Consider the following 19,168-nt stretch of genomic DNA (forward strand, 5'->3'; position numbering starts at 1 on the left):
ACCGAAGTCCTCACAGCCAGTAAGCGATCCGATGCCGCGTCATACGGAAGAATCTGAACGTAAAGCTCCAGCCGATAAGCGCAAAAACCGCCATCAGAGCAAAAGAAAGAAGCGAGGGGGGCTGCCCCAGCAACGGGCTGCGCATGACTTCCATCATATAAGCCAAAGGATTGTAGTCCACGACAAAGGAGAGTTCCGGCGGAAGGATTTCCGGCTTGAATATCACTGGAGACACGAAGAACAGCATCTGCACAACGTTTGCGACGATAGGGGGCACGTCGCGGAAACGGGCACAAACTATAGCGACGAGCAATGACAGCCACACCATATTAATAATCAAAAGCACAGTGGCAGGTATCAAAAAGAGAAAGTTCCAGCTAAGGAGAGAGGGATTCCAAATATAAATGCCAAGCATTACAGCTACATTATGTAGTGCGATAATGAGATTTCTGTAACATAACCGAAATATATGGATCGATAGGGGCCGTCCCCCGTCTTTTATAATATTTTCAGCACCAGTAAAGCCACTAGTTGCCATCATTGATGGTAGAGGAAAAATAGTACCAAATAACGAAACCAGAAGCAATATGTGGTATGAAAACATCGACTTCGATCCGGAACATGCCAGCATAAATTATACCCAGCGCGAGAACCAGCGTCATCATGCTAATGGTAATCCAGAAAGGGCCAAGCACAGCGCGCCGGTAGCGTTGCTGAACGTCCTGCCAGCCGAGATTAGTCCAGAGTTGCCATGACTGCAGCCCCTCCGTCAGGTCGCCAATGGCCTTTGCCGTGGCTTGTGCCGGATCACCATAGGTTCGTTCCGGCAGCGGGTTGCCGATACTCGGATTCATATTTTACTCTCCAGGGCCGATGGTAGGGCAGCGCCTGTATGATGGTGGTCGCCAGACAAGCTCTCGAGGAGCTTTGCGATAGGCCGACCGTCCGCCGGTGTCAACTTGTGCCGCTGCGCGTGGTCCCCTGCGCCACTGGTGATCAACTCGGTGGCCTTGCGGCGTTCTCGTTCCTTTAGATCTTGTGCGCGCTTCCGGCGCGGAGCCAATCAGATCCGACGAAGTTGTCGCCAAATCATAGTTTTTATGATCCGAAGAACGTTGGTAGGGCGATAATGCAACGTGAGTAGGACTTGCAGAACAAGCCGGCGCCACGCAGGCGACGCAGCGAGACGTACTCGAGCAGTTCCAAATCGCCATCGCCGCGCAAACAGCTTTGGATACCACGACGGAAAACAAGGATCGGTGGCCATCTGCCTCATCGCTGCGGACAAGATCTGTTCTGCGCTATCTGGATCTGAGGCGAGGCTGCGCGAAATTCCACTGTTGCTGAGTCGCCACTCGACCCCTGGTACGGGGGCGAACGCGGAGCCATGCCGAAATGCGAGTTGCCGCGCGACGAAGCCATCCGCTAGTGCGCCAAGCGCAGGGTTGAAGGCGCCTGCCGCTCGCAGCTTATCCGTGCGCCATATCGTAGCCCCGGTTAGGATCCAGTTGTCAATGTTCCGGAAAAGGGCGCAGACATCGTCGCGAGAAAAGACAGCTGGTTCGAAAGCCGGCAGCACCGGCGGGCGCAACGCAGAGCTGCCCGTATCGAGATCGGTGACAATTGCCTCAGTCGAGGCCAGTGCGATCGCCGGCGCACTGGCCAGCAGTGGCAGCAGCGCTTCAAACAGGCCGGGCTGCACCTTGTCGTCAGCAGCGCCGAAGTAGACGTACTCCGTCTGCGTCGCCGCTAGGCCCGTGTTCAGCGCCCCGATGGCACCCATATTCCGCTCATGAAAAACCACGTGCAGTAATGGTTGAGTCTCCGCAAGCCGCTGCAGCACTCGCCGACTGTCATCGGTCGAGCCGTCATCGACGACTACAATACGGCTGGGGGCGGGATTTTGGGCGGTGAGGGCTGCTATCGCATCGGAAATGACCGACCCATGGTTGTAATTGGGGATGACTGCCGTCACGCCTGTTATCCCGGTCCCGAGAGGCCCTTTGGTTGGTGTCATCCCGTGCATCTCCGCTCGGTTGTCTGGTGCGGTCTTTAGCAAGCGTAAAGTCGGAGCGAAAGCGGTTTGACCGCTTCCATAATGCGGGCATTCAGAGCTAACTGCCCCGCAACGGCGCGATGCTCTCGAAAGCTGGGGCTTCGCCCGTACGTAAACGTAAGGCAGGACAATAGCATGATAGACCACTCTGCGATCACTTCGATTTCGGATCTCATCACAGAGGCGCGTTCGAAAGAGAAGGCAATTGTCTTCATCTCCGGCAAGTTCAACATTTTGCATCCTGGACATACCCGACTTCTCAAATTCGCTGCAGAGCAGGGAGATGTTGTTCTTGTCGGTTTGGTTCCTGATGATGACAAAGATGTATCCGTGCCGGGCGCAATGCGGATCGAAGCGTTGAAGTCGCTTACCTTCGTCGACCACGCTTTCGTCATGAGCTTCCCGCTTGTTGAGATCATCCGTCAGCTCCGCCCTGACGTTGTTGTCAAGGGTAAGGAGTATCAAGAGCGTGAGAACGAGGAAGAGTCTGTATTAAAATCCTATGGAGGGAGGCTCTTATTTGGATCAGGTGATGTCTTTTTTTCCTCATTTTCACTTCTAAAGCGCGAGTATTTTGAAACAAATTACTCATCAATCATAAAGCCGAAAGATTTCCCGGTACGACGTAAATTCGATATTCGAGATCTTAAGGAGGTGTTGGAGAAATTTAGAAATCTCAGAGTGCTGGTGATAGGTGATCTCATAGTGGACACATACATAAATTGCGAGGCGCTCGGAATGTCGCAAGAAGATCCGACGATCGTTGTTTCGCCTATCGAGCAAACAACTTTTGTAGGTGGTGCTGGAATCGTGGCCGCACACGCGCGCGGTCTTGGAGCGAACGTCTCATTCGTCACTGTGTGTGGTGACGACGAGTCCGCCAATTTCGCGCGTTCGAAGCTCGCAGATTACGATGTTGATGCCTGTCTTTTCACTGACACCGCGCGACCGACTACAAATAAGCAGAGGTTCCGAGCCCGTGGAAAAACCCTGCTGCGTGTGAACCACCTGCGGCAGCTCTCGGTAGATGCTGCGCTATCGAGTGAGCTGATCGCCGCAGTCGAGGATCGTCTGCCACAGACCGATCTGTTGCTGTTCTCCGATTTCAATTACGGTTGTTTGCCTCAGCCTGTTGTCGACAGCATCTGTGAGAAAGCGGCAGCGCGGGGCATAATGATGGCGGCTGATAGCCAAGCCTCATCGCAGGCCGCCGACATCTCGCGTTTCCGCGGGATGACTTTGATTACACCCACTGAGCGTGAGGCGCGTATGGCACTGAAGGACGCCGAGTCGGGCCTGATAATGGTCGCTGAAGAATTGCGTAAGACCGCAAAGGCTGAGCATGTCGTGGTGACGCTTGGGGAGGAGGGTTTGCTGATGTATGTCAACAAGGAGGGCCAGTTGGAGACAGACCGGCTTCCTGCCTTCAATTCCGCGCCGAAAGATGTTGCTGGTGCGGGCGATAGCTTCTTTACATGCACGTCGATGGCGCTTTGCGCTGGCATAGATGTCTGGCGTTCGGTTTACCTCGGTGCGCTGGCGGCAGGATGTCAAGTATCGAGGGTGGGGAATACGCCACTGACGCAGGCAGAGCTTGCTACTGAAATCGACTACAAACCGAGCTAGGGACAATGTGATGCACGCGCTTCTGCTGGCTGCCGGTGTCGGTTCGCGATTACGGCCCATCACCGATACGACGCCTAAGTGTCTTGTTCCGATCCACGGGCGACCGTTGCTTGATTACTGGTTTGATCTTTTGCTTGGAACACATGCGATCGAGCGTGTGCTTCTTAACACGCACTATCTTGCCCATCAGGTTCACCGCCATGTGGAAGGATCGCGTTGGCAGTCCAGAGTCGATCTCGTTCACGAGGCGGAGTTGCTCGGGACTGGTGGTACGCTGCTTGCTAATCGCGACTATTTCGGGAGCTCGGATTTCCTCATTGCACACGCCGACAATCTGACCGATTTCGATCCGCATTGGCTAATCACGCAACATCGGGCGCGCATGCCGAATGTTGTGATGACGATGCTCGCCTTTCGCACGGACGATCCGTCTTCGTGCGGGATCCTGGAATGTGATGCTGACGGTATTGTTCAGGCATTCCACGAAAAGGTGCCGGATCCGCCGGGCAACCTTGCAAACGGGGCGGTCTACGTCGTCACACCCGAGATCGCTACGCATGCCGCATCGCTTGGGCGGCCCATCATTGATCTATCGACAGAGGTCATTCCACACTTCCTCGGGCGCATTCTTGCGGTGGAGACGTCCGGATATCATCGCGACATCGGCAATCCGGAGAGCCTACAGCGCGCACATGAGGAATTTCATCCATCGCGACCCTAACCCCCCTGGCCCTTGGCTAGCAAGTCTGCATACCACCTGGAAGCGGCAACGATGTCAGGTGCTACAGCAAAGCGGCGTGGCCGCGGCGCTTCAGGCGAGAGTGTAGTACCCACAAGACAGGCAGCCTCCAGCCCGGCTGCCTGCGCCGCGCCTATGTCGGAGGGCCGGTCGCCAATCAGAGCAGATGCTGCCAGATCGAGTCCGTGCCGATCTCGGGCTTCCAGAATCATGCCCGGTCTCGGCTTCCTCCAGGAATGGTCTACGCGGTACTGCGCCAGTGGTGCTTCGGGATGGTAGGGACAATGGAGCACATCGGTTAGTGCTGCGCCCTTCTGTTCGAAAAGCCTAAGCATGTGCGTGGTGAGCGCTGCATAGATTTTCTCGTCGAAAAGACCGCGCGCGATACCGGACTGGTTAGTGACGACGATCACGGATCGACCTGCGTTGCGTGCAAGGCGAACGAGATCAAAGATGCCTTTACGAGGATGAAAATCTTCGGGTCTGTGGCAGAAGTTAGTCTCTTCGTTCACCACACCGTCGCGATCGAGAAATAGGGCAGGTCGCAACACTAAATCACTCCGGATTGGCGGGCGGTTTTCGTCAGGAGGACCTCGGCTTCTTCAATCCGTAATAAGATCGCGGTAGAGCTGCTCAACGGTTGTCTGAACCGCCTTATCGGTCATGTCCCGGGCGAAACGCCGGTAGGCTGCGTCGGCCATCTGATAGCGTATCCCGGCATCTTGAGACAGGCTTGCGAGCGCGCGCGCCGCAGCGGCGGGATCGCGTGGTGGCACGAGATAACCCTCTATCCCATCCCTTACGACATCGCGGCATCCGGGCACATCCGTGGTGACAATGGGACGGCCCGAGGCTGCAGCCTCTACAAGGCTGCGCGGTAGGCCCTCGCCCCCGCGCGAGAGCAGCATCGCCACATCGGTTTCCTTCCAGATGTTGGAGACGTTGCTCGTAGGGCCGCGCCACCGGACGCCCGGCTCGCTACCAAGCGCCTCCAACTCTGCGTTTTCGAGGCTTGCCGGGTTCTCAGCATCTGGCGCGCCCCATAGATCAAGTGTCACCGGGTGCCCCTCGGCGCGGACCTGTCGGACCGCTTCTATCGATTCCAGGATACCCTTGGAGTGCACCATCCGCGCAACCACGGCAACGCGCATGACGGCGCCGTTCTGTGGTAGTGGATGGCGCGGAAAGCTGCTTGCCGCAACGCCAGCGCCCGAAACAAATGCCGCACGGCGAACATGATGGTCCGGCACCCCAAGAGATACCGGATCATCGTGGTTTTCAAAAAGGAAACGCATGTGCGAGCGAAGGCAAAGGCCACGTAAAGCCATACGCACGCCTGCACGAGCAGCTCGGGCACGCCATCCCTCCGCAACCCAGAGTGCGCCAAGTCCCGTTGGTGCGATTACCAGCCGGGGTGACCCTTCCAGTCGTGCTGCTATTCCGCCGTTCAGCGCCGGTTTAAGCGCGATACAATGCACGATCTCTGGCTGCACCTTCCGGATCGCAGAGCGGTAACCAGATACAGCGGCGCGTAGCCCTTCGATGCTCACGGCCGACCGGGGCGTATTGACGGCGATCTGCGGAAGCACCTCCGCGAGCCCCACGTCACCCCGCGTTCCCAGCTGTGCAGCGAGGACGGGAGCGAAGCCTGCGGCGCGCGCAGCGGCCGCGAAGCCTTTAAAATGGGATGCGAAGAACCAATCCTCCGTAGCCATGAATAGGAGACGTGGACGGTTCGCGTCATCTTTCGGGCCAGAATATTCAGTCAAAGCGCCAATCTCTTACGGGAGTTGTTGGGCAAATGCCAATCGTATCGTGTCGGCGGAGGCGCAGCCTGCCTTACCGACTTTGGGACGGAATGGAGAGCAGATCGGGCGAGGTCAAGTAGGAGATCCCCGAGAAAGCAGTTCAACGCTCGCGAAATCACCTTCGGCTGTTGAGCGACTTCCGTGTCTCTTTGTCACAAGCGCGACAGCCGGCGCAGGGCCGCCAGCGCGAAGCAGGTGGCGGCGACGCAGATGATCGTGGGGCCGGCGGGCGTATCGTAGAGATAGGAGAGCCAGAGGCCCGAGAGGGCCGAGAGCCCGGCGATGGCCCCCGCGATCACGGCCATCGCCTCGGGCGTGCGGCTCAGCGGGCGGGCGGCGGCGGCAGGGATGATGAGCATGGCCGCGATCAGGAGCGCGCCCACGACCTTGATCGCGACGGCGACGACGAGGGCGAGTGCGAGGGTCAGGATCATCTTCTCGCGCTTCGGGTCGATGCCCGCCGCGCGCGCGAGATCCGCGTTGAGCGTCGCCGCGAGCAGGGCCGACCAGCGCCACGCGACGAGGCCGAGGACGAGCGCCGCGCCCACCCAGATCACCGCGAGGTCTGTGCGCCCCACGGCGAGGATGTCGCCGAAGAGATAGCTCATCAGGTCGATCCGCGCGCCCGGCAGGAAGGATACGGCCACGAGGCCGATCGCGAGGGCCGCGTGGGACAGGACCCCGAGCAGGGTGTCGATCGCGTAGCCCCGCTCACTGAGCGACGTGATCGCCAGCGCCATGGCCAGCGCCGTCGCCAGCGTGCCCGCGAAGATCGAGGTGGAGAAGGCGAGCGACAGGGCGACGCCGAGGATCGCCGCATGCGCCGTCGCGTCGCCGAAATAGGCCATGCGCCGCCAGACGACGAAGCAGCCGAGCGGCGCGGTCGCAAGTGCGACGCCCAGCCCGGCGAGGGCTGCGCGCATCAGAAAATCGTCGAGCATCAGACCGCCGTATCCTCGCGCGGGGCGTGGTCATGGCCATGGCTGTGATCATGATCGTGCCCGTGGTCATGCCCATGATCATGGTCGTGGCGGTAGAGCGCCAGCGCGCCCTGCGTGCCGGTGCCGAACAGCGCCCGGTATTCGGGGGCGGAGGCGACCACCTCGGGCGTGCCGTGGCAGCAGACATGGCCGTTGAGGCAGATCACCCGGTCGGACGCGCTCATCACGACATGCAGCTCGTGGCTGACCATCAGCACTGCGCAGCCCAGCGTGGCGCGCACCGCCTCGATCTGGCGGTAGAACGCGGCGGAGCCGGGCTGGTCGAGGCCGGTGGTCGGCTCGTCGAGAATCAGGAGCTCCGGCTTCTCCAACAGTGCGCGGGCGAGGAGCACGCGGCGGAACTGCCCGCCGGAGAGATCCGTCATCTGCCGTTTTTCGAGGCCATCGGCCCCGGCGTCCACGAGTGCCTCGCGCACGGCGGCGGCCCCGCGCCGGACCGGCAGGTCGAGGAAGCGGCGCACGGTCAACGGCAGCGTCTGGTCGATATGGAGCACCTGCGGCACGTAGCCGATGCGCAGCCCTGCCTGGCGCTCCACCCGCCCCGTCGAGGGCTGGATCGCGCCGAGGATCGCGCGTAGCAGCGTCGTCTTGCCCGAGCCGTTGGGGCCGACGACCGTCACGATCTCTCCCGGAGCGAGGGTGAGATCGACGCCGGTCAGGATCCGCTGGGCGCCCGCGTCGACGCCGAGGCCGGTGACGGTGACGAGGCTCACGCCTGCTTCTCCGCCCGGTCGCAGCGGGGGCAGAGGCCCTCGGCCTCCATCACCACGGTCTCCAGCCGGAAGCCCGCTTCGCTCGCCACGTCGCCCATCAGCGCCATCATGCCGGACGGAGCCTCCGCCACGGTCTGGCAGCTCCTGCAGATCAGGAAGGCGGGGGCGTGATTGGCTCCGGGATGGGAGCAGGCGATATAGGCGTTCAGCCGCTCGATGCGGTGGGCGAAGCCGTGGGCCATCAGGAAGTCGAGCGCGCGGTAGACCACGGGGGGCTGCGCGCTGCGCCCGCCCTCCTTGAGCTTGTCGAGGATGTCGTAGGCGCCCATCGCGCGGTGCGCGTCGAGCAGGATCGACAGAACCTCCCGCCGGGCCGGGGTGAACTGCAGCTTGGCCTCGGCACAGTGACGCTCGGCCGCCCCCATCGCATTGGCGATGCAGGCCGCGTGGTCGTGCTGTTCGAAGCCGCGATCGGTCATCCAGTCCTCCTGTGATGAGGCGGGTTGCTACATTATAACATATCGGCTAGTCCAGACACCTCTCTACCAGATACGAGGTTACTGGCAATGCGCGCGCTTCTCCTTTCGCTTCCGATCGCCCTGGTCTGTGGCGGCGTGGCCCGGGCCGAGGTGCCCCGCGTGTCCGCCGATATCGCTGCGGTGCATGCGCTGGTGGCGCGCGTGATGGAGGGTGTGGGCACACCGGACCTGCTGATCCCGCCCGGCAGCTCGCCCCACGGCTACGCGATGCGGCCGTCCGAGGCGGATGCGTTGCAAGCGGCTGACATGGTGTTCTGGGTCTCGGAAGAGCTGACGCCTTGGCTGCCGCGGGTGATCTCCAACGTCGCAGCGGACGCCGAGGTCGTGGAGCTGCTGGAGGCCGAGGGCACGGTGTTGCTGCCGACGCGCGAGGGTGTCGCGTTCGAGGTGGAGGGCGCGCACGATCATGATCATGACCACGGGGATGACGACCATGGTCATGAGGAGCACGCCGACGCGGATCATGCGCATGACGACCACGGTCATGAGGAGCATGCGCACGACGACCATGGCCATGAGGAGCACGCGGAGCATGCCGACGACGACCACGGTCACGACGATCACGGCCACGGTGACCATGCCCATGAGCACGGCGATACCGACGCCCATGCCTGGCTCGACCCGGTGAATGCGGCGAACTGGCTGGGCGTCATCGCAGCGGAGCTGTCGGAGGCGGATCCGGCCAATGCGGAGACCTATGCCGCCAACGCCGCCGCCGGGCAGGCGGAGATGGAAGAGCTGTCGGCCCGCGTCTCCGAGATCCTCGCGGACGGAGGGCGGCCCGGCTACATCGTGCTGCATGACGCTTACCAGTACTTCGAGACCCGCTTTGACGTCCCCGCGACCGCGGCGGTCGCGCTGGGTGATGCGGCCCAGCCCGGCGCGCGGCGGGTGGCCGCATTGCGTGAGCTGGTGGCCGAGCGTGAGCTCGCCTGCGCCTTCATCGAGCCGCAGCTCAACGCCTCGCTGCTGGAGACGGTGTTCGAGGGCAGCGGCGTGACCATCGCCACGATCGACCCGCTGGGGTCGGCGCATGAGCCGGGGGCCGGGCTTTACCCCGCGCTGATCCTAGACATGGCGACGGCGATCGCGGAGTGTGCGGGCTGACCGTTTGACGGAGCCCTGCCGATGATGCCTGCCCTGCGCCTGACCGGCGCCCGAGTGCTGCTGCCCGGCGGGCTGGAGGAGACGGCGCTGACCCTCGCCGAGGGGCGGATCGCGGACGGACCGGGGCGGGAGGTGGACCTCGGCGGCCACCTCATCCTGCCCGGCGTGATCGATGTGCATGGCGACGGGTTCGAGCGGCACGTCGCGCCGCGCCGGGGCCTCGTGCCCGATCCGGGTGATGGACTGCCGATGCTGGAGGCGGAGCTCGCCGCCTGCGGGATCACCACGGCGTGGCTCGCGCAGTTCTGGAGCTGGCAGGGCGGGCTGCGCTCGCCCGACTTCGCGCGCGCCATGGCGGCGGCGCTGGCGGGGCGGCGCGGGGCGCTGGACCTGCGGCTGCAATTGCGTGTCGAGACCCACATGATCGCCGATTTCAACGCCATCGCCCGCTTCGTGCGGCAGGCGGGGATCGGCTATGTCGGCTTTTCGGATCATCTGCCGCATCGCGCGTTGGCGGCAGGCAAACGGCCCGAGCGGCTGACAAGTGCGGCGCTGCGGGCCAAACGCTCGCCCGAGGCGCATCTGGCGCTGATGCAGGAGCTGGCGGCAAACGCGACGGAAGTGCCGACCGCCCTCGCCCGGCTGATCGCGGAGATGCCGGGGGTGAAGCTCGCCTCCCACGATGACGATGCGGCGACGCGGGCGCGCTATGCGGCGTTGGGCGTGGAGATCGCGGAGTTTCCGGTGGAGCTGCCTGACGCGGGGCCTGCGGTGATGGGCGCGCCTAACGTGCTGCGCGGCGGCTCCCACGACAGGGGGCCGAGTGCGGCGGAGGCGGTGGCGGAGGGGCGGGTGACCGCGCTCGCCTCCGACTACCACTACCCGGCGATGGTGCCGGCGGCGCTGAAGCTGGCGGAGGCGGGACTGCCGCTGGCCGACGCCTGGCACCTGATCTCGGGTGGTCCGGCGGAGATGCTGGGCCTCGCCAATCGCGGCCGCATCGCGCCGGGCCTGCGTGCCGATCTGGTGGTGCTGGAGGCCGCGACGGGCCGGGTCGCCGCGACCTTCGCCGGGGGCCGACCGGTGTATCTGGGGCCGGAGGTCGCCGCCCGGCTCCTCGCCTGAGGCATGGACATGTGCGGCGGGACACCGCACCCTGCGCGGCAAAGGAGACCCGCATGGAAACCGCCGCCATCCTTCTGACCTTCGCGCTGACGCATCTGGCCGCCGTTGTCAGTCCCGGTCCGTCCTTCATCGTCGTGCTGCGCGAGACCGTGTCGGGCGCGCGGCGGCGGGGGCTGCTGGTGGCCTTCGGGCTGGGCCTCGGCACGCTCGTCTGGGCGAGCGGGGCGTGGTTCGGGCTGGCGGCCCTCTTCGAGGTCTTTCCCTGGATGCTTAACGTCCTGCGCTGGGCGGGGGCTGCGTTCCTGATCTGGCTCGCCATCCAGCTCTGGCGCCATGCCCGCGCGCCGGCAGTGGTCGAGGCGACGGAAGCGGCGGAGACCAAGGGGCCGTGGGACGCGATCCGGCTGGGGCTGCTGACGCAGCTTGCGAACCCGAAGGTCGCGGTGTTCTTCGGCTCGATCTTCGTGGTGATCCTGCCTGCCGACCCCTCGCCGATGATGCTGGCCGCGGTCTTTGCCATCGTTTTCCTCAATGAGTTCGCCTGGTACGGGATCGTCGCAGCCGTGATGGCTGCCCGCGCGATGCGGCGGCGCTATGCCTCGGCCAAGCCCGTGATCGACCGGGTCAGCGGCACGTTCCTCGGCGCCCTCGGCCTCAGGCTGATCGCGGACGGATGAGATGCGTGCGCTCCGCCTGCTGCTGGCGCTGACCACGCTGGCGACGCTCTGGTCGCTGGCGCAGCAGCCCTTCGTGGCTCCCTACGTGGAGCGGACGGCGGCGGAGATCCGGGTGGCCGTCGAGGCGGAGCTGGCGCGGGAGGTCGATGCGGAGTGGCTTGCGCCCCGGCTGACCGAGGCGATCGCGGCGCGGGACAGCGACCGCGTGGAGCTGCTGACCGGGATCGCGGCGCAGCATGGCCTCCCGCTGACCGAGGCGCAGGAGGCGGAGGTCGCGGCCTTCGTCACGCAGCACCGGGCGGAGATGCCCGCGATCTGCCTGCGCTGCGCCGTGGAGCCGGAGAGCTGTCCCGGCCTTGGCGAGATCCTGGCCTGCAACCTGCCCTTCGAGCTGACGCCCTTCGGCGATCTCAACGCGCTGCGGCGCGGGGCGCAGGACTGGGCTGCGGGCGACGAGGTCGATCAGCTCGATGTGGGGCTGGCCGCGGCGGGGCTGACGGCGACGGGCGCGGGTCTGGTCACCGCGGGCTCCAGCCTCAGCGTGAAGGCGGCGTCGGGCGTGGTTCGGGTGGCCAAGCGCACGGGGCGGCTGACGCCGGGCCTGCGCGCGGTTGTGACGGACGGGGCGAAGGCGCTGCGGCCGGGCGCCGATGCGGCGGGGCTGGTGCGGCTGCGCCGGACCATGGGCGATCTGGGCGCCATCCGGGCCAACGCCACGACCACCGGGCTCTTCCGCATGCTGCCCCTGATCGACGGCCCCGCGGATGCGGCGCGCTTTGCCCGGGTGAGCGAAGCGATGGGAGGGCGCACGTCGGAGGCGGTGGTGGTGCTCGGCAAGTCGCGCCTCTTTCGTGCGACGGTGCGGCTGACGGATCGGGCGGCAACGGCGCTGCTGCTGCTCATCGGGCTCGGCGCGCAGATTGGCTTGTTTCTTATGCAAATGATGCTCAGGGCTTTGTTGCGCGGGCGGGGCCGCTCCGGCAAGGTGGGGCGGTTTGCGAAGCAGGGCGGAGCGTAGAATGCGCAAGTTCCTCGTGGTGATGGATGACAGTCCCGAGTGCATCAACGCGATGCGCTTCGCGGCGCTGCGGGCGTGCAATACCGAAGGTGGTGTGCAGATCCTCGCCGTCATCCAGCCCGAGGAATTCCAGCACTGGATCGGCGTCGGCGACCTGATGCGGGCCGAGGCGCGCGAGAAGATCGAGGAGAAGTTCGCCTTCTTCGCCGAGAAGATGAAGGAGAACGAGGGCGTGACCCCCGAGCTCGTCATCCGCGAGGGCGAGACGGCGAAGGAGGTGCTCGACCAGATCAAGGAGGATCGCGAGATCGGGGTCCTGGTGCTCGCCGCTGGCACGCAAGGGGACGGGCCGGGGCCGCTGGTCACGCAGCTCGCGGGGCGGATGGCGGCTCAGATGCCGGTGCCCGTGACGGTCGTGCCGGGTGGCATGACGCTGGAGCAGATCCGCTCCGTATGCTGAGGATCTGATGCCGAGCCTGTCATATTGAGCCGGTGGTGCTGAGCGCCCCATGTTGAGTGCGGATGCGCATATCGGGCGGCGGTCGTTCCATGGCACGAAGCTCGTTCTCTTCGCTGGCGAGCGCGTCGTGTTGCTCCGGCGGGACCGGAAGGCGTGGATCCCATGGCCCGACCGCTGGGACTTTCCGGGCGGCCAGCGCGAGCCGGGGGAGAGCCCGGTGGAATGTGTCCTGCGGGAGCTGGAGGAAGAGACGGGACTGCGGCTGCCAGTGGGGCGGCTGGAGCGGGCGCGTCGCGTGCGCGGTCGCTGGGGGCATGTCTGGGTCTTCATGGCGCGGATCGGCCCGCGGGAGGTCGCGCGGCTGAGGCTCGGCGACGAGGGGCAGTGCATCGTCCTGATGTCCCCGGGGCGGCTGGTACGAGATGCGCGGCGGATCTCCTATCAGCGGCGGCAGATGGCTTCGCTGGGTTTGCTGCGCGCGGGCCGTGGCGGGACGACGGTGCTGCAGCGGCGCGGTGTGGGCGGGTAGGCTGAGGTGCTGCAGTTCTGGGAGCTTTTGTTCGGTTTCGGTTGAGCGGCTCGAGCTGTGGTGAGCGGCCCCGGATCAAGTCCGGGGTGGTTGATGCTACTTGCAACCGTCCCGGCCGAAGAGCCGGGACCGCTCGGTTCCCCGCGCGTCGCTCTCTGCTCCGAAAGGCCCCGGATCGGGTCCGGGGTGGTTGTGCGCCCTCACGCCGGGGTCACGGCGGATTGTGAGGGTGGGGCGGTACGGCGTGGTAGGATGGGGCTTCCCTTCGGCACATCGGTAGAGGAGAGCCCCCATATCCCAGCCCAGCCGCCGCCGTTTCCTCGGAGCCACCGCTGCGGGCGCGGCCCTCGCCCCAATCACCATTGCCCGGCCCGCTCGCGCCGAAACCGACGCGATGGACTACGAGGTCGTTCGCAGCGAGGCGGAGTGGCGCGAGCAGCTGACCGAGGACGAATACGCCATCCTGCGCGAGGGCGGGACCGAGCGGCCGCACTCGCATCCGCTGTCGCAGGACTACCGGGCCGGTGAGTTCCTGTGCAAGGGATGCGGCCTCTGCGTCTACGTCTCACGCTGGCGGGAGCAGGTGGACAAGGGCTGGGTCTTCTTCCGCCACGCGCAGCCCGACACGGTGCTGATGGCGATCGACGGGCCGGAGGAAGCGTATGGGCAGGCGGGTATGGGCCTTGAAAGCCTCACCAATATCGAGGCGCATTGCCGCCGCTGCTCCAGCCATCTCGGCCACATCCTGATCGTGGAGCGCAAGCTGCTCCACTGCATCAACGGCACGGCGCTGACATTCGAGCCGGCGGAGGCCTGATCGCTTAGGCCGCCGCACTCCGCAACGGCCGGATCACCACCCATTCGACGAGGCGCGTGCGGCTGCCGATCTCCACGAACCGCTCGGCGAAGAGGCGAAGCTGGCGGTTCAGCGTGACCACCGGCGAGGTCGGGGCAAGCAGCCGGGACCAGGCGAGGGTGAGGATGCAGGCCGCCAGGATCTCCACCACGCAGATCGCGGCGATCATCCAGCCGGTCGTCGCCGGATAGGCTGGCACGGCCAGAAGGACGAGGTTGCCGAGGAGGAAGTAGGGCAGCGTCTGTGCGCCGATCTGCGTCGCGGGTTGCAGGATGGCGCGCGGCAGGACGCGGCTGAGCACCTCGGCCAGCAGAGCGATCACCCCCAACGAAAGAACGCCGTAGAGGTAGTAGCCGATATGGTTCGAGGCCCGCCACGCGTCGTAGTCGGAGATCCGGTGCAGCACGCCGCGCAGGCCGTGCTCCGCCATGAAGGCCCCGAGCCCGCCAAGGCAGATCGCGATGAGCAGTGCGAGGGCGACGCGGCCCGCGCCGCTCGGCTGCCGGACATAGAGCGCGTTGCCGAAGGTGATGCCCGCGATGACGAGGAAGAGCGCGTGCAGGATGCTCGGCCCCCAGACATCGCCGATTCCGAAGAGAAGCCCGCCGACATGGTCGAGGTGACCCGGCAGCGCCTCCACATGCCGCAGCACGGCCCAGTCCGCGAGCCAGATCGCGGCGGCGAAGCTCCAGATCCCCCACATGCCGAAGCGGACGCGCAGCGCGACGAGGAAGATGATGAGGAGGAGCAGCAGCGCATACATCTTGAAGATGTTGGCGAGCGGCGCCGTCTTCACCAGCGCGAGCGCGCCGACGAAGCGCGCTACCCCGATCTCGCCCACGATCAGTGCGACGAGCGCCAGCAGGACGAAGCAGAGGTAACAGACGATCGCCCGGTTGATCAGCGCGATCGACAGCCCGCGGCGGTCGCGGTGGAATTTCCGGGTGTAGACGATCTCGGCCATGATGCCGAAGAGAACGAGAAGCGCCGGCGTGGCGGTCCGTGTCACGGACTTCACCACGAGGTAGACGTTCTCGCTCATCAGATCTTCGAAGTCGTAGTGCAGCACGGTGTGCGACACCAAAGCGAAGGTCACGGTCAGAAAGCGCAGGATATCCAGCGACAGAATCCGGTTGGATCGGTCCACGACGAGCCTCATAAAAAATGGCCCAGCCGTAACCCGACCAAAGGCCCCCCGCCGAAAAGTGTAGCCGAATGTTGCAGTGCGTCCAACGAACGGGTGCTGAAAATTCAACTTGACGTTGCATTGCAGCATGCCGACTCGCCTTGAGGTTGCGATTTAGATTGGTTCTAAAGAGAACTTGAACAATTCACTCGGAAAGGGCATGTAGGGAAAGCAATCAGAAGGGGGTGCCCCATGTTTATCCAGACCGAGGCGACGCCGAACCCGGCCACCCTGAAATTCCTGCCCGGGCAGGCCGTAATGTCCGCCGGCACCGCCGATTTTCCATCCGCTGAGGCGGCGGAGGCTTCGCCGCTCGCCCGCCGCGTCTTCGGCGTCGAGGGCGTGACCGGCGTGTTCTTCGGCCCCGACTTCGTGACCGTGACTAAGGCGGATGCCGTGCAGTGGGACCATGTGAAGCCCGCGATCCTCGGCGCGATCATGGAGCATTTCCAGTCCGGCCAGCCGGTGATGGAGAGCGATGCTGGCACCGTCGGCCATGCCGAGCATACCGGTGAGGACGGTGAGATCGTCGGCCAGATCAAGACGCTGCTCGACACCCGGGTCCGCCCGGCCGTTGCACAGGACGGCGGCGACATCACGTTCCACGGCTTCGACCGCGGCGTGGTCTACCTGCACATGCAGGGTGCGTGCGCGGGCTGCCCGTCGTCGACGATGACGCTGAAGATGGGGATCGAGAACCTGCTGCGGCACTACATCCCCGAGGTGACGGAGGTCCGCCCTGTCGGCGTCTGACCCCCGCATCCTTGCCTTCGACACCTCGGCCGCGCACTGCGCGGCCGCGTTGTTTCAGGGTGGCCGGATGCTCGCCCATGCGCGGGAGGAGATGGCCCGCGGCCAGGCCGAGCGGCTGATGCCGATGCTGGAGGAGGTCTCGGGCTTTGAGGTCGACCTGCTCGCGGTCTGCGTTGGTCCGGGCAACTTCACCGGCATCCGCATCGCGGTGGCCGCGGCCCGGGGGCTGGCGCTTGCCAAGGGCATTCCCGCGGTCGGCGTGAGCGTGCTCGAAAGCCTTGCGCCCGAGAGCGGCGAGGCGCTGGTTCTCGCCGATGCGCGGCAGGAGCGGCTCTATGCCCAGATGTTCCGGGACGGGGTGGCGCAGGCCGACATCCGCCTGACCGATGCCGACGAGATCGCGGAGGCCGCACCCCAGCGCTGGCACGTGGTCGGCCACCGGGCGGAGGAGATCGCGGAGCGCCTCGCCGCCCCCTCCTTCGACGTGCGGGAGGTGGCGGATCTCGCCGCCATCGCCCGGATCGCAGCGACCCGCCCCGATGCTCCGCGCCCGGCACCGCTCTATGTCCGGCCGCCGGACGCGGCGCTGCCCTCCGAACCGCCGCCGGTCATCCTGCCATGATCGACGCGGACGCGCTGGCGGACCTGCATGCCCGCTGCTTCACCGACGGCCCGCGCCCGTGGACGGCGCGTGAGTTCGCCGATTTCGACGCGGCGCCGGAGGCGCTGATCCTGACCGCACCCGGTGCGCTCGCCGTAGCCCAGCAGGCGGGGGACGAGGCCGAACTGCTCACCATCGCCGTCGCCCCGGAAGCCCGCGGCCAGGGCCGCGCCACCGGCCTGCTCGCCGACATGATGGCGGAGCTCGCCCGGCGCGGTGCGCGCTTCCTGTTCCTGGAGGTCGCTGCGGACAACGCGGCCGCGCGCGCACTCTATGCCAGCGCGAGCTTCACCCTGTCGGGCCAGCGCAAGGGCTACTACCGCCGCGGCGATGGCCGCCGGGTAGATGCCCTGGTCCTCTCGCGCCACCTCTAGCCCATCACTCTCTTCAAATACGCAAAAGCCCCCTCCGCCACGTCAGGGCTGACTTTGCCGCGGGGGCGCTCCACCCTGCGGGAAAACGAAGTGAGGGGCCCATGCCGAACATTCTGGATCCGCGCGACATCTCGTTCCTGCTCTACGATCTGCTGGGGCTCGAGGCGCTGCTGGAGGCGACAGGCCATGATCGCGCGACGGCGGATGGCATCCTCGCGACGGCGGAGCGGATGGCCGAGGAGCTGTTCCAGCCCTTCGCCGCCAAGGCCGATGCGGAGGAACCGCGCTTCGACGGCACGCGCGTCCACCTGATCCCGGAGACGGAACCGGCTCTGAAGGCCTATGCCGAGGCGGGCTTCCCGGCGGCGGGATTTGCCGAAGCCGACGGCGGGATGGGGCTGCCCTACCTGCTGTGCCAGGCGGCGGCGGGGTGGTTCACGGCGGCCAATGTGGGCTTTGCGGCCTATCCCTTCCTTGCGCAGGCGGCGGGCAACCTGCTCGCGGCCTACGGGACGGAGGAGCAGAAGGCGAAGTATCTCGCACCGATCGTCGAGGGGCGCTTCTTCGGCACCATGTGCCTCAGCGAGCCGCAGGCGGGCTCGTCGCTCGCCGATATCCGCACACGGGCCGAGCCGCAGGAGGACGGGAGCTATCGGCTCTTCGGCGACAAGATGTGGATCTCGGGCGGGGCGCACGAGATGGGGGAGAACATCGTTCACCTGGTGCTCGCCAAGATCCCCGGCGGGCCGGCGGGGACCAAGGGGATCTCGCTCTTCCTCGTGCCGAAGGTGCTGGAGGACGGCACGCTCAACGACGTCCGGCTGGCCGGTCTCAACCACAAGATGGGCTACCGCGGTGCCACGAACTGTGCGCTGAACTTCGGGGAAGAGGGCGGGGCGGTCGGCTATCTGGTCGGTGAGCCGCACCGCGGCCTCGCCGTGATGTTCCACATGATGAACGAGGCGCGGATCGGCGTGGGGCAGGGCGCGGCGGTGTTGGGTGTCTCGGGCTACCTCCACGCACTCGACTACGCGAAGGAGCGGACGCAGGGCCGCGACGTGACCGAGCGCGATGTGACAACGCCCATGGTGCCGATCATCGAGCATGCGGACGTGCGGCGGCAACTGATGCAGGCGAAGAGCTATGCGGAGGGAGCACTCGCGCTCTGCCTTTACGCCGCGAGCCTCGTGGATCGGGAGAAGGCGGGGGATGCGGCTGCCACGCAGTTGCTGGCGATCCTGACCCCGATCGTGAAGTCCTGGCCCTCGGAATTCGCCCTGCGCGCCAATGACATCGCGATCCAGGTGCACGGCGGCTACGGCTACACGCGGGACTACCCGGTGGAGCGGCTCTACCGCGACAACCGTCTCAACCCGATCCATGAAGGGACGAAGGGCATCCAGGGGATGGACCTGCTCGGCCGCAAGGTGGTGCAGGATGGTGGCGCGCCGCTCCGGGCGCTGCTGGCCGAGATCGGGGCGACGCTCAAGGCCGCCGAAGCAATGCCGGAAGAGCGCGATGCGCTGGCGGCGTTGGTGGGTCGGGTCGGCGAGGTCACGATGGGGATGGCGGCGACGGCGGCGCAGGATCCGAAGGGGTATCTGGCGAACGCGACGGTCTATCTCGACATGCTGGGGCACGTCGTCGTCGGTTGGATGTGGCTGCGCATGGCGCTGGCCGCCGAGAGCCATCCGGATGCCGATTTCGCGGCAGGGAAGAGGGCGGCTTGTCGCTATTTCTTCCGCTACGAGCTGCCGGCGACGGGGCCGTGGCTCGACCTGCTGGCGGCGCAGGATCGTACCTGTCTGGAGGCCGAGGCCTCTTGGTTCTGATATCCGCACTCGAGCAGTGTGTGGAGGGCGGCGCACGACCTTGGGTGGGCGCTTCCTGACGGCGCCGCAAGTCACCGTCGTAGCCAGGCGAGTTTCGGTTCGACGGTT

The 19,168-nt window shown here is 65.3% G+C and carries 22 protein-coding genes and 1 pseudogene; 14 read left to right on the forward strand and 9 right to left on the reverse strand.

Annotated elements, in window-relative coordinates; genetic code table 11:
* Positions 1-10 precede the first annotated feature (10 nt).
* The 3 genes from I0K15_RS12410 to I0K15_RS12420 all read right to left on the reverse strand — a co-directional run bounded on the left by I0K15_RS12410 (position 11) and on the right by I0K15_RS12420 (position 1,975).
* Positions 11-631 (reverse strand): ABC transporter permease, encoded by a 621-nt coding sequence (locus I0K15_RS12410; protein WP_338420743.1) that lies wholly within the window; start codon positions 629-631, stop codon positions 11-13.
* Positions 528-854 carry an ABC transporter permease gene (locus tag I0K15_RS12415; protein ID WP_196101827.1) on the reverse strand — a complete coding sequence of 109 codons (327 nt, stop codon included), beginning with the start codon at positions 852-854 and terminating at the stop codon, positions 528-530. Before I0K15_RS12415 ends, I0K15_RS12410 begins: the two co-directional genes overlap by 104 nt.
* 209 nt (positions 855-1,063) lie before the next feature.
* A complete protein-coding gene (locus I0K15_RS12420; protein ID WP_196101828.1) occupies positions 1,064-1,975 on the reverse strand; it encodes a glycosyltransferase family 2 protein in 912 nt (303 codons plus the stop codon).
* 216 nt (positions 1,976-2,191) lie between these two features.
* Between I0K15_RS12420 and I0K15_RS12425 the strand changes: the two genes are divergently transcribed.
* Together I0K15_RS12425 and I0K15_RS12430 are read left to right on the forward strand one after the other, a co-directional pair.
* Positions 2,192-3,682 carry a PfkB family carbohydrate kinase gene (locus I0K15_RS12425; RefSeq protein WP_196101829.1) on the forward strand — a complete coding sequence of 497 codons (1,491 nt, stop codon included), beginning with the start codon at positions 2,192-2,194 and terminating at the stop codon, positions 3,680-3,682.
* A 10-nt stretch (positions 3,683-3,692) separates the two neighbouring features.
* Complete coding sequence (locus I0K15_RS12430; protein ID WP_196101830.1) at positions 3,693-4,403, forward strand: nucleotidyltransferase family protein; 711 nt, start codon at positions 3,693-3,695, stop codon at positions 4,401-4,403.
* On the opposite strand, the gene I0K15_RS12435 is transcribed toward I0K15_RS12430, so the two are convergent.
* The 5 genes from I0K15_RS12435 to I0K15_RS12455 form a co-directional block, all read right to left on the reverse strand.
* Positions 4,400-4,972, reverse strand: a complete 573-nt coding sequence (locus I0K15_RS12435) for a D-glycero-alpha-D-manno-heptose-1,7-bisphosphate 7-phosphatase (protein ID WP_196101831.1) — start codon at positions 4,970-4,972, stop codon at positions 4,400-4,402. The two genes, I0K15_RS12430 and I0K15_RS12435, sit on opposite strands and share 4 nt — an antisense overlap.
* Before the next feature lie 51 nt (positions 4,973-5,023).
* Positions 5,024-6,136 (reverse strand): glycosyltransferase, encoded by a 1,113-nt coding sequence (locus I0K15_RS12440; RefSeq protein ID WP_196101832.1) that lies wholly within the window; start codon positions 6,134-6,136, stop codon positions 5,024-5,026.
* A gap of 245 nt (positions 6,137-6,381) precedes the next feature.
* Positions 6,382-7,170, reverse strand: a complete 789-nt coding sequence (locus tag I0K15_RS12445; RefSeq protein WP_196101833.1) for a metal ABC transporter permease — start codon at positions 7,168-7,170, stop codon at positions 6,382-6,384.
* Complete coding sequence (locus tag I0K15_RS12450; RefSeq protein WP_196101834.1) at positions 7,170-7,943, reverse strand: ATP-binding cassette domain-containing protein; 774 nt, start codon at positions 7,941-7,943, stop codon at positions 7,170-7,172. Before I0K15_RS12450 ends, I0K15_RS12445 begins: the two co-directional genes overlap by 1 nt.
* Entirely contained in the window at positions 7,940-8,422 is a 483-nt protein-coding gene (locus I0K15_RS12455) for a transcriptional repressor (protein ID WP_196101835.1), read from the reverse strand. Before I0K15_RS12455 ends, I0K15_RS12450 begins: the two co-directional genes overlap by 4 nt.
* Positions 8,423-8,509: 87 nt before the next feature.
* Between I0K15_RS12455 and I0K15_RS12460 the strand changes: the two genes are divergently transcribed.
* The 8 genes and pseudogenes from I0K15_RS12460 (at position 8,510) to I0K15_RS12495 (ending at position 14,215) form a co-directional block, all read left to right on the forward strand.
* Positions 8,510-9,589 (forward strand): zinc ABC transporter substrate-binding protein, encoded by a 1,080-nt coding sequence (locus I0K15_RS12460; RefSeq protein WP_196101836.1) that lies wholly within the window; start codon positions 8,510-8,512, stop codon positions 9,587-9,589.
* A 21-nt stretch (positions 9,590-9,610) separates the two neighbouring features.
* On the forward strand, positions 9,611-10,714 hold the full coding sequence (locus I0K15_RS12465) for an alpha-D-ribose 1-methylphosphonate 5-triphosphate diphosphatase (RefSeq protein WP_338420744.1): 1,104 nt from the start codon (positions 9,611-9,613) through the stop codon (positions 10,712-10,714).
* A gap of 53 nt (positions 10,715-10,767) precedes the next feature.
* The gene (locus I0K15_RS12470) at positions 10,768-11,391 is read left to right on the forward strand and encodes a LysE family translocator (protein ID WP_196101837.1); all 624 of its coding nucleotides are present in this window, start codon (positions 10,768-10,770) and stop codon (positions 11,389-11,391) included.
* Between the two features lies 1 nt (position 11,392).
* A complete protein-coding gene (locus tag I0K15_RS12475) occupies positions 11,393-12,409 on the forward strand; it encodes a hypothetical protein (protein ID WP_196101838.1) in 1,017 nt (338 codons plus the stop codon).
* A 1-nt stretch (position 12,410) separates the two neighbouring features.
* Positions 12,411-12,869, forward strand: a complete 459-nt coding sequence (locus I0K15_RS12480) for a universal stress protein (protein WP_196101839.1) — start codon at positions 12,411-12,413, stop codon at positions 12,867-12,869.
* Between the two features lie 49 nt (positions 12,870-12,918).
* Positions 12,919-13,398 (forward strand): NUDIX domain-containing protein, encoded by a 480-nt coding sequence (locus I0K15_RS12485; protein WP_196101840.1) that lies wholly within the window; start codon positions 12,919-12,921, stop codon positions 13,396-13,398.
* Between the two features lie 292 nt (positions 13,399-13,690).
* Positions 13,691-13,744, forward strand: a pseudogene (locus I0K15_RS21280) (twin-arginine translocation signal domain-containing protein); the annotation flags it as partial.
* 48 nt (positions 13,745-13,792) lie between these two features.
* Positions 13,793-14,215 (forward strand): peptide-methionine (R)-S-oxide reductase, encoded by a 423-nt coding sequence (locus I0K15_RS12495; protein ID WP_196101841.1) that lies wholly within the window; start codon positions 13,793-13,795, stop codon positions 14,213-14,215.
* A gap of 4 nt (positions 14,216-14,219) precedes the next feature.
* Here the strand turns inward: I0K15_RS12495 and I0K15_RS12500 are convergent, their stop codons facing one another.
* A complete protein-coding gene (locus I0K15_RS12500) occupies positions 14,220-15,401 on the reverse strand; it encodes a hypothetical protein (protein ID WP_196101842.1) in 1,182 nt (393 codons plus the stop codon).
* A 231-nt stretch (positions 15,402-15,632) separates the two neighbouring features.
* Between I0K15_RS12500 and I0K15_RS12505 the strand changes: the two genes are divergently transcribed.
* From I0K15_RS12505 to I0K15_RS12520, 4 genes are all read left to right on the forward strand, one after another.
* Positions 15,633-16,193, forward strand: coding sequence for a NifU family protein (locus I0K15_RS12505; RefSeq protein WP_196101843.1), 561 nt, complete (start codon positions 15,633-15,635; stop codon positions 16,191-16,193).
* 67 nt (positions 16,194-16,260) lie between these two features.
* Complete coding sequence (tsaB, locus tag I0K15_RS12510) at positions 16,261-16,815, forward strand: tRNA (adenosine(37)-N6)-threonylcarbamoyltransferase complex dimerization subunit type 1 TsaB (protein WP_230374107.1); 555 nt, start codon at positions 16,261-16,263, stop codon at positions 16,813-16,815.
* Positions 16,812-17,228, forward strand: coding sequence for a GNAT family N-acetyltransferase (locus tag I0K15_RS12515; RefSeq protein ID WP_196101844.1), 417 nt, complete (start codon positions 16,812-16,814; stop codon positions 17,226-17,228). The genes tsaB and I0K15_RS12515 overlap by 4 nt, the downstream gene beginning before the upstream one ends.
* Before the next feature lie 101 nt (positions 17,229-17,329).
* The gene (locus tag I0K15_RS12520; protein WP_196101845.1) at positions 17,330-19,060 is read left to right on the forward strand and encodes an acyl-CoA dehydrogenase family protein; all 1,731 of its coding nucleotides are present in this window, start codon (positions 17,330-17,332) and stop codon (positions 19,058-19,060) included.
* Positions 19,061-19,168: the final 108 nt, after the last annotated feature.

The organism is Pontivivens ytuae (assembly GCF_015679265.1).
In the GTDB taxonomy this organism is placed as follows: Bacteria; Pseudomonadota; Alphaproteobacteria; order Rhodobacterales; family Rhodobacteraceae; genus Pontivivens; species Pontivivens ytuae.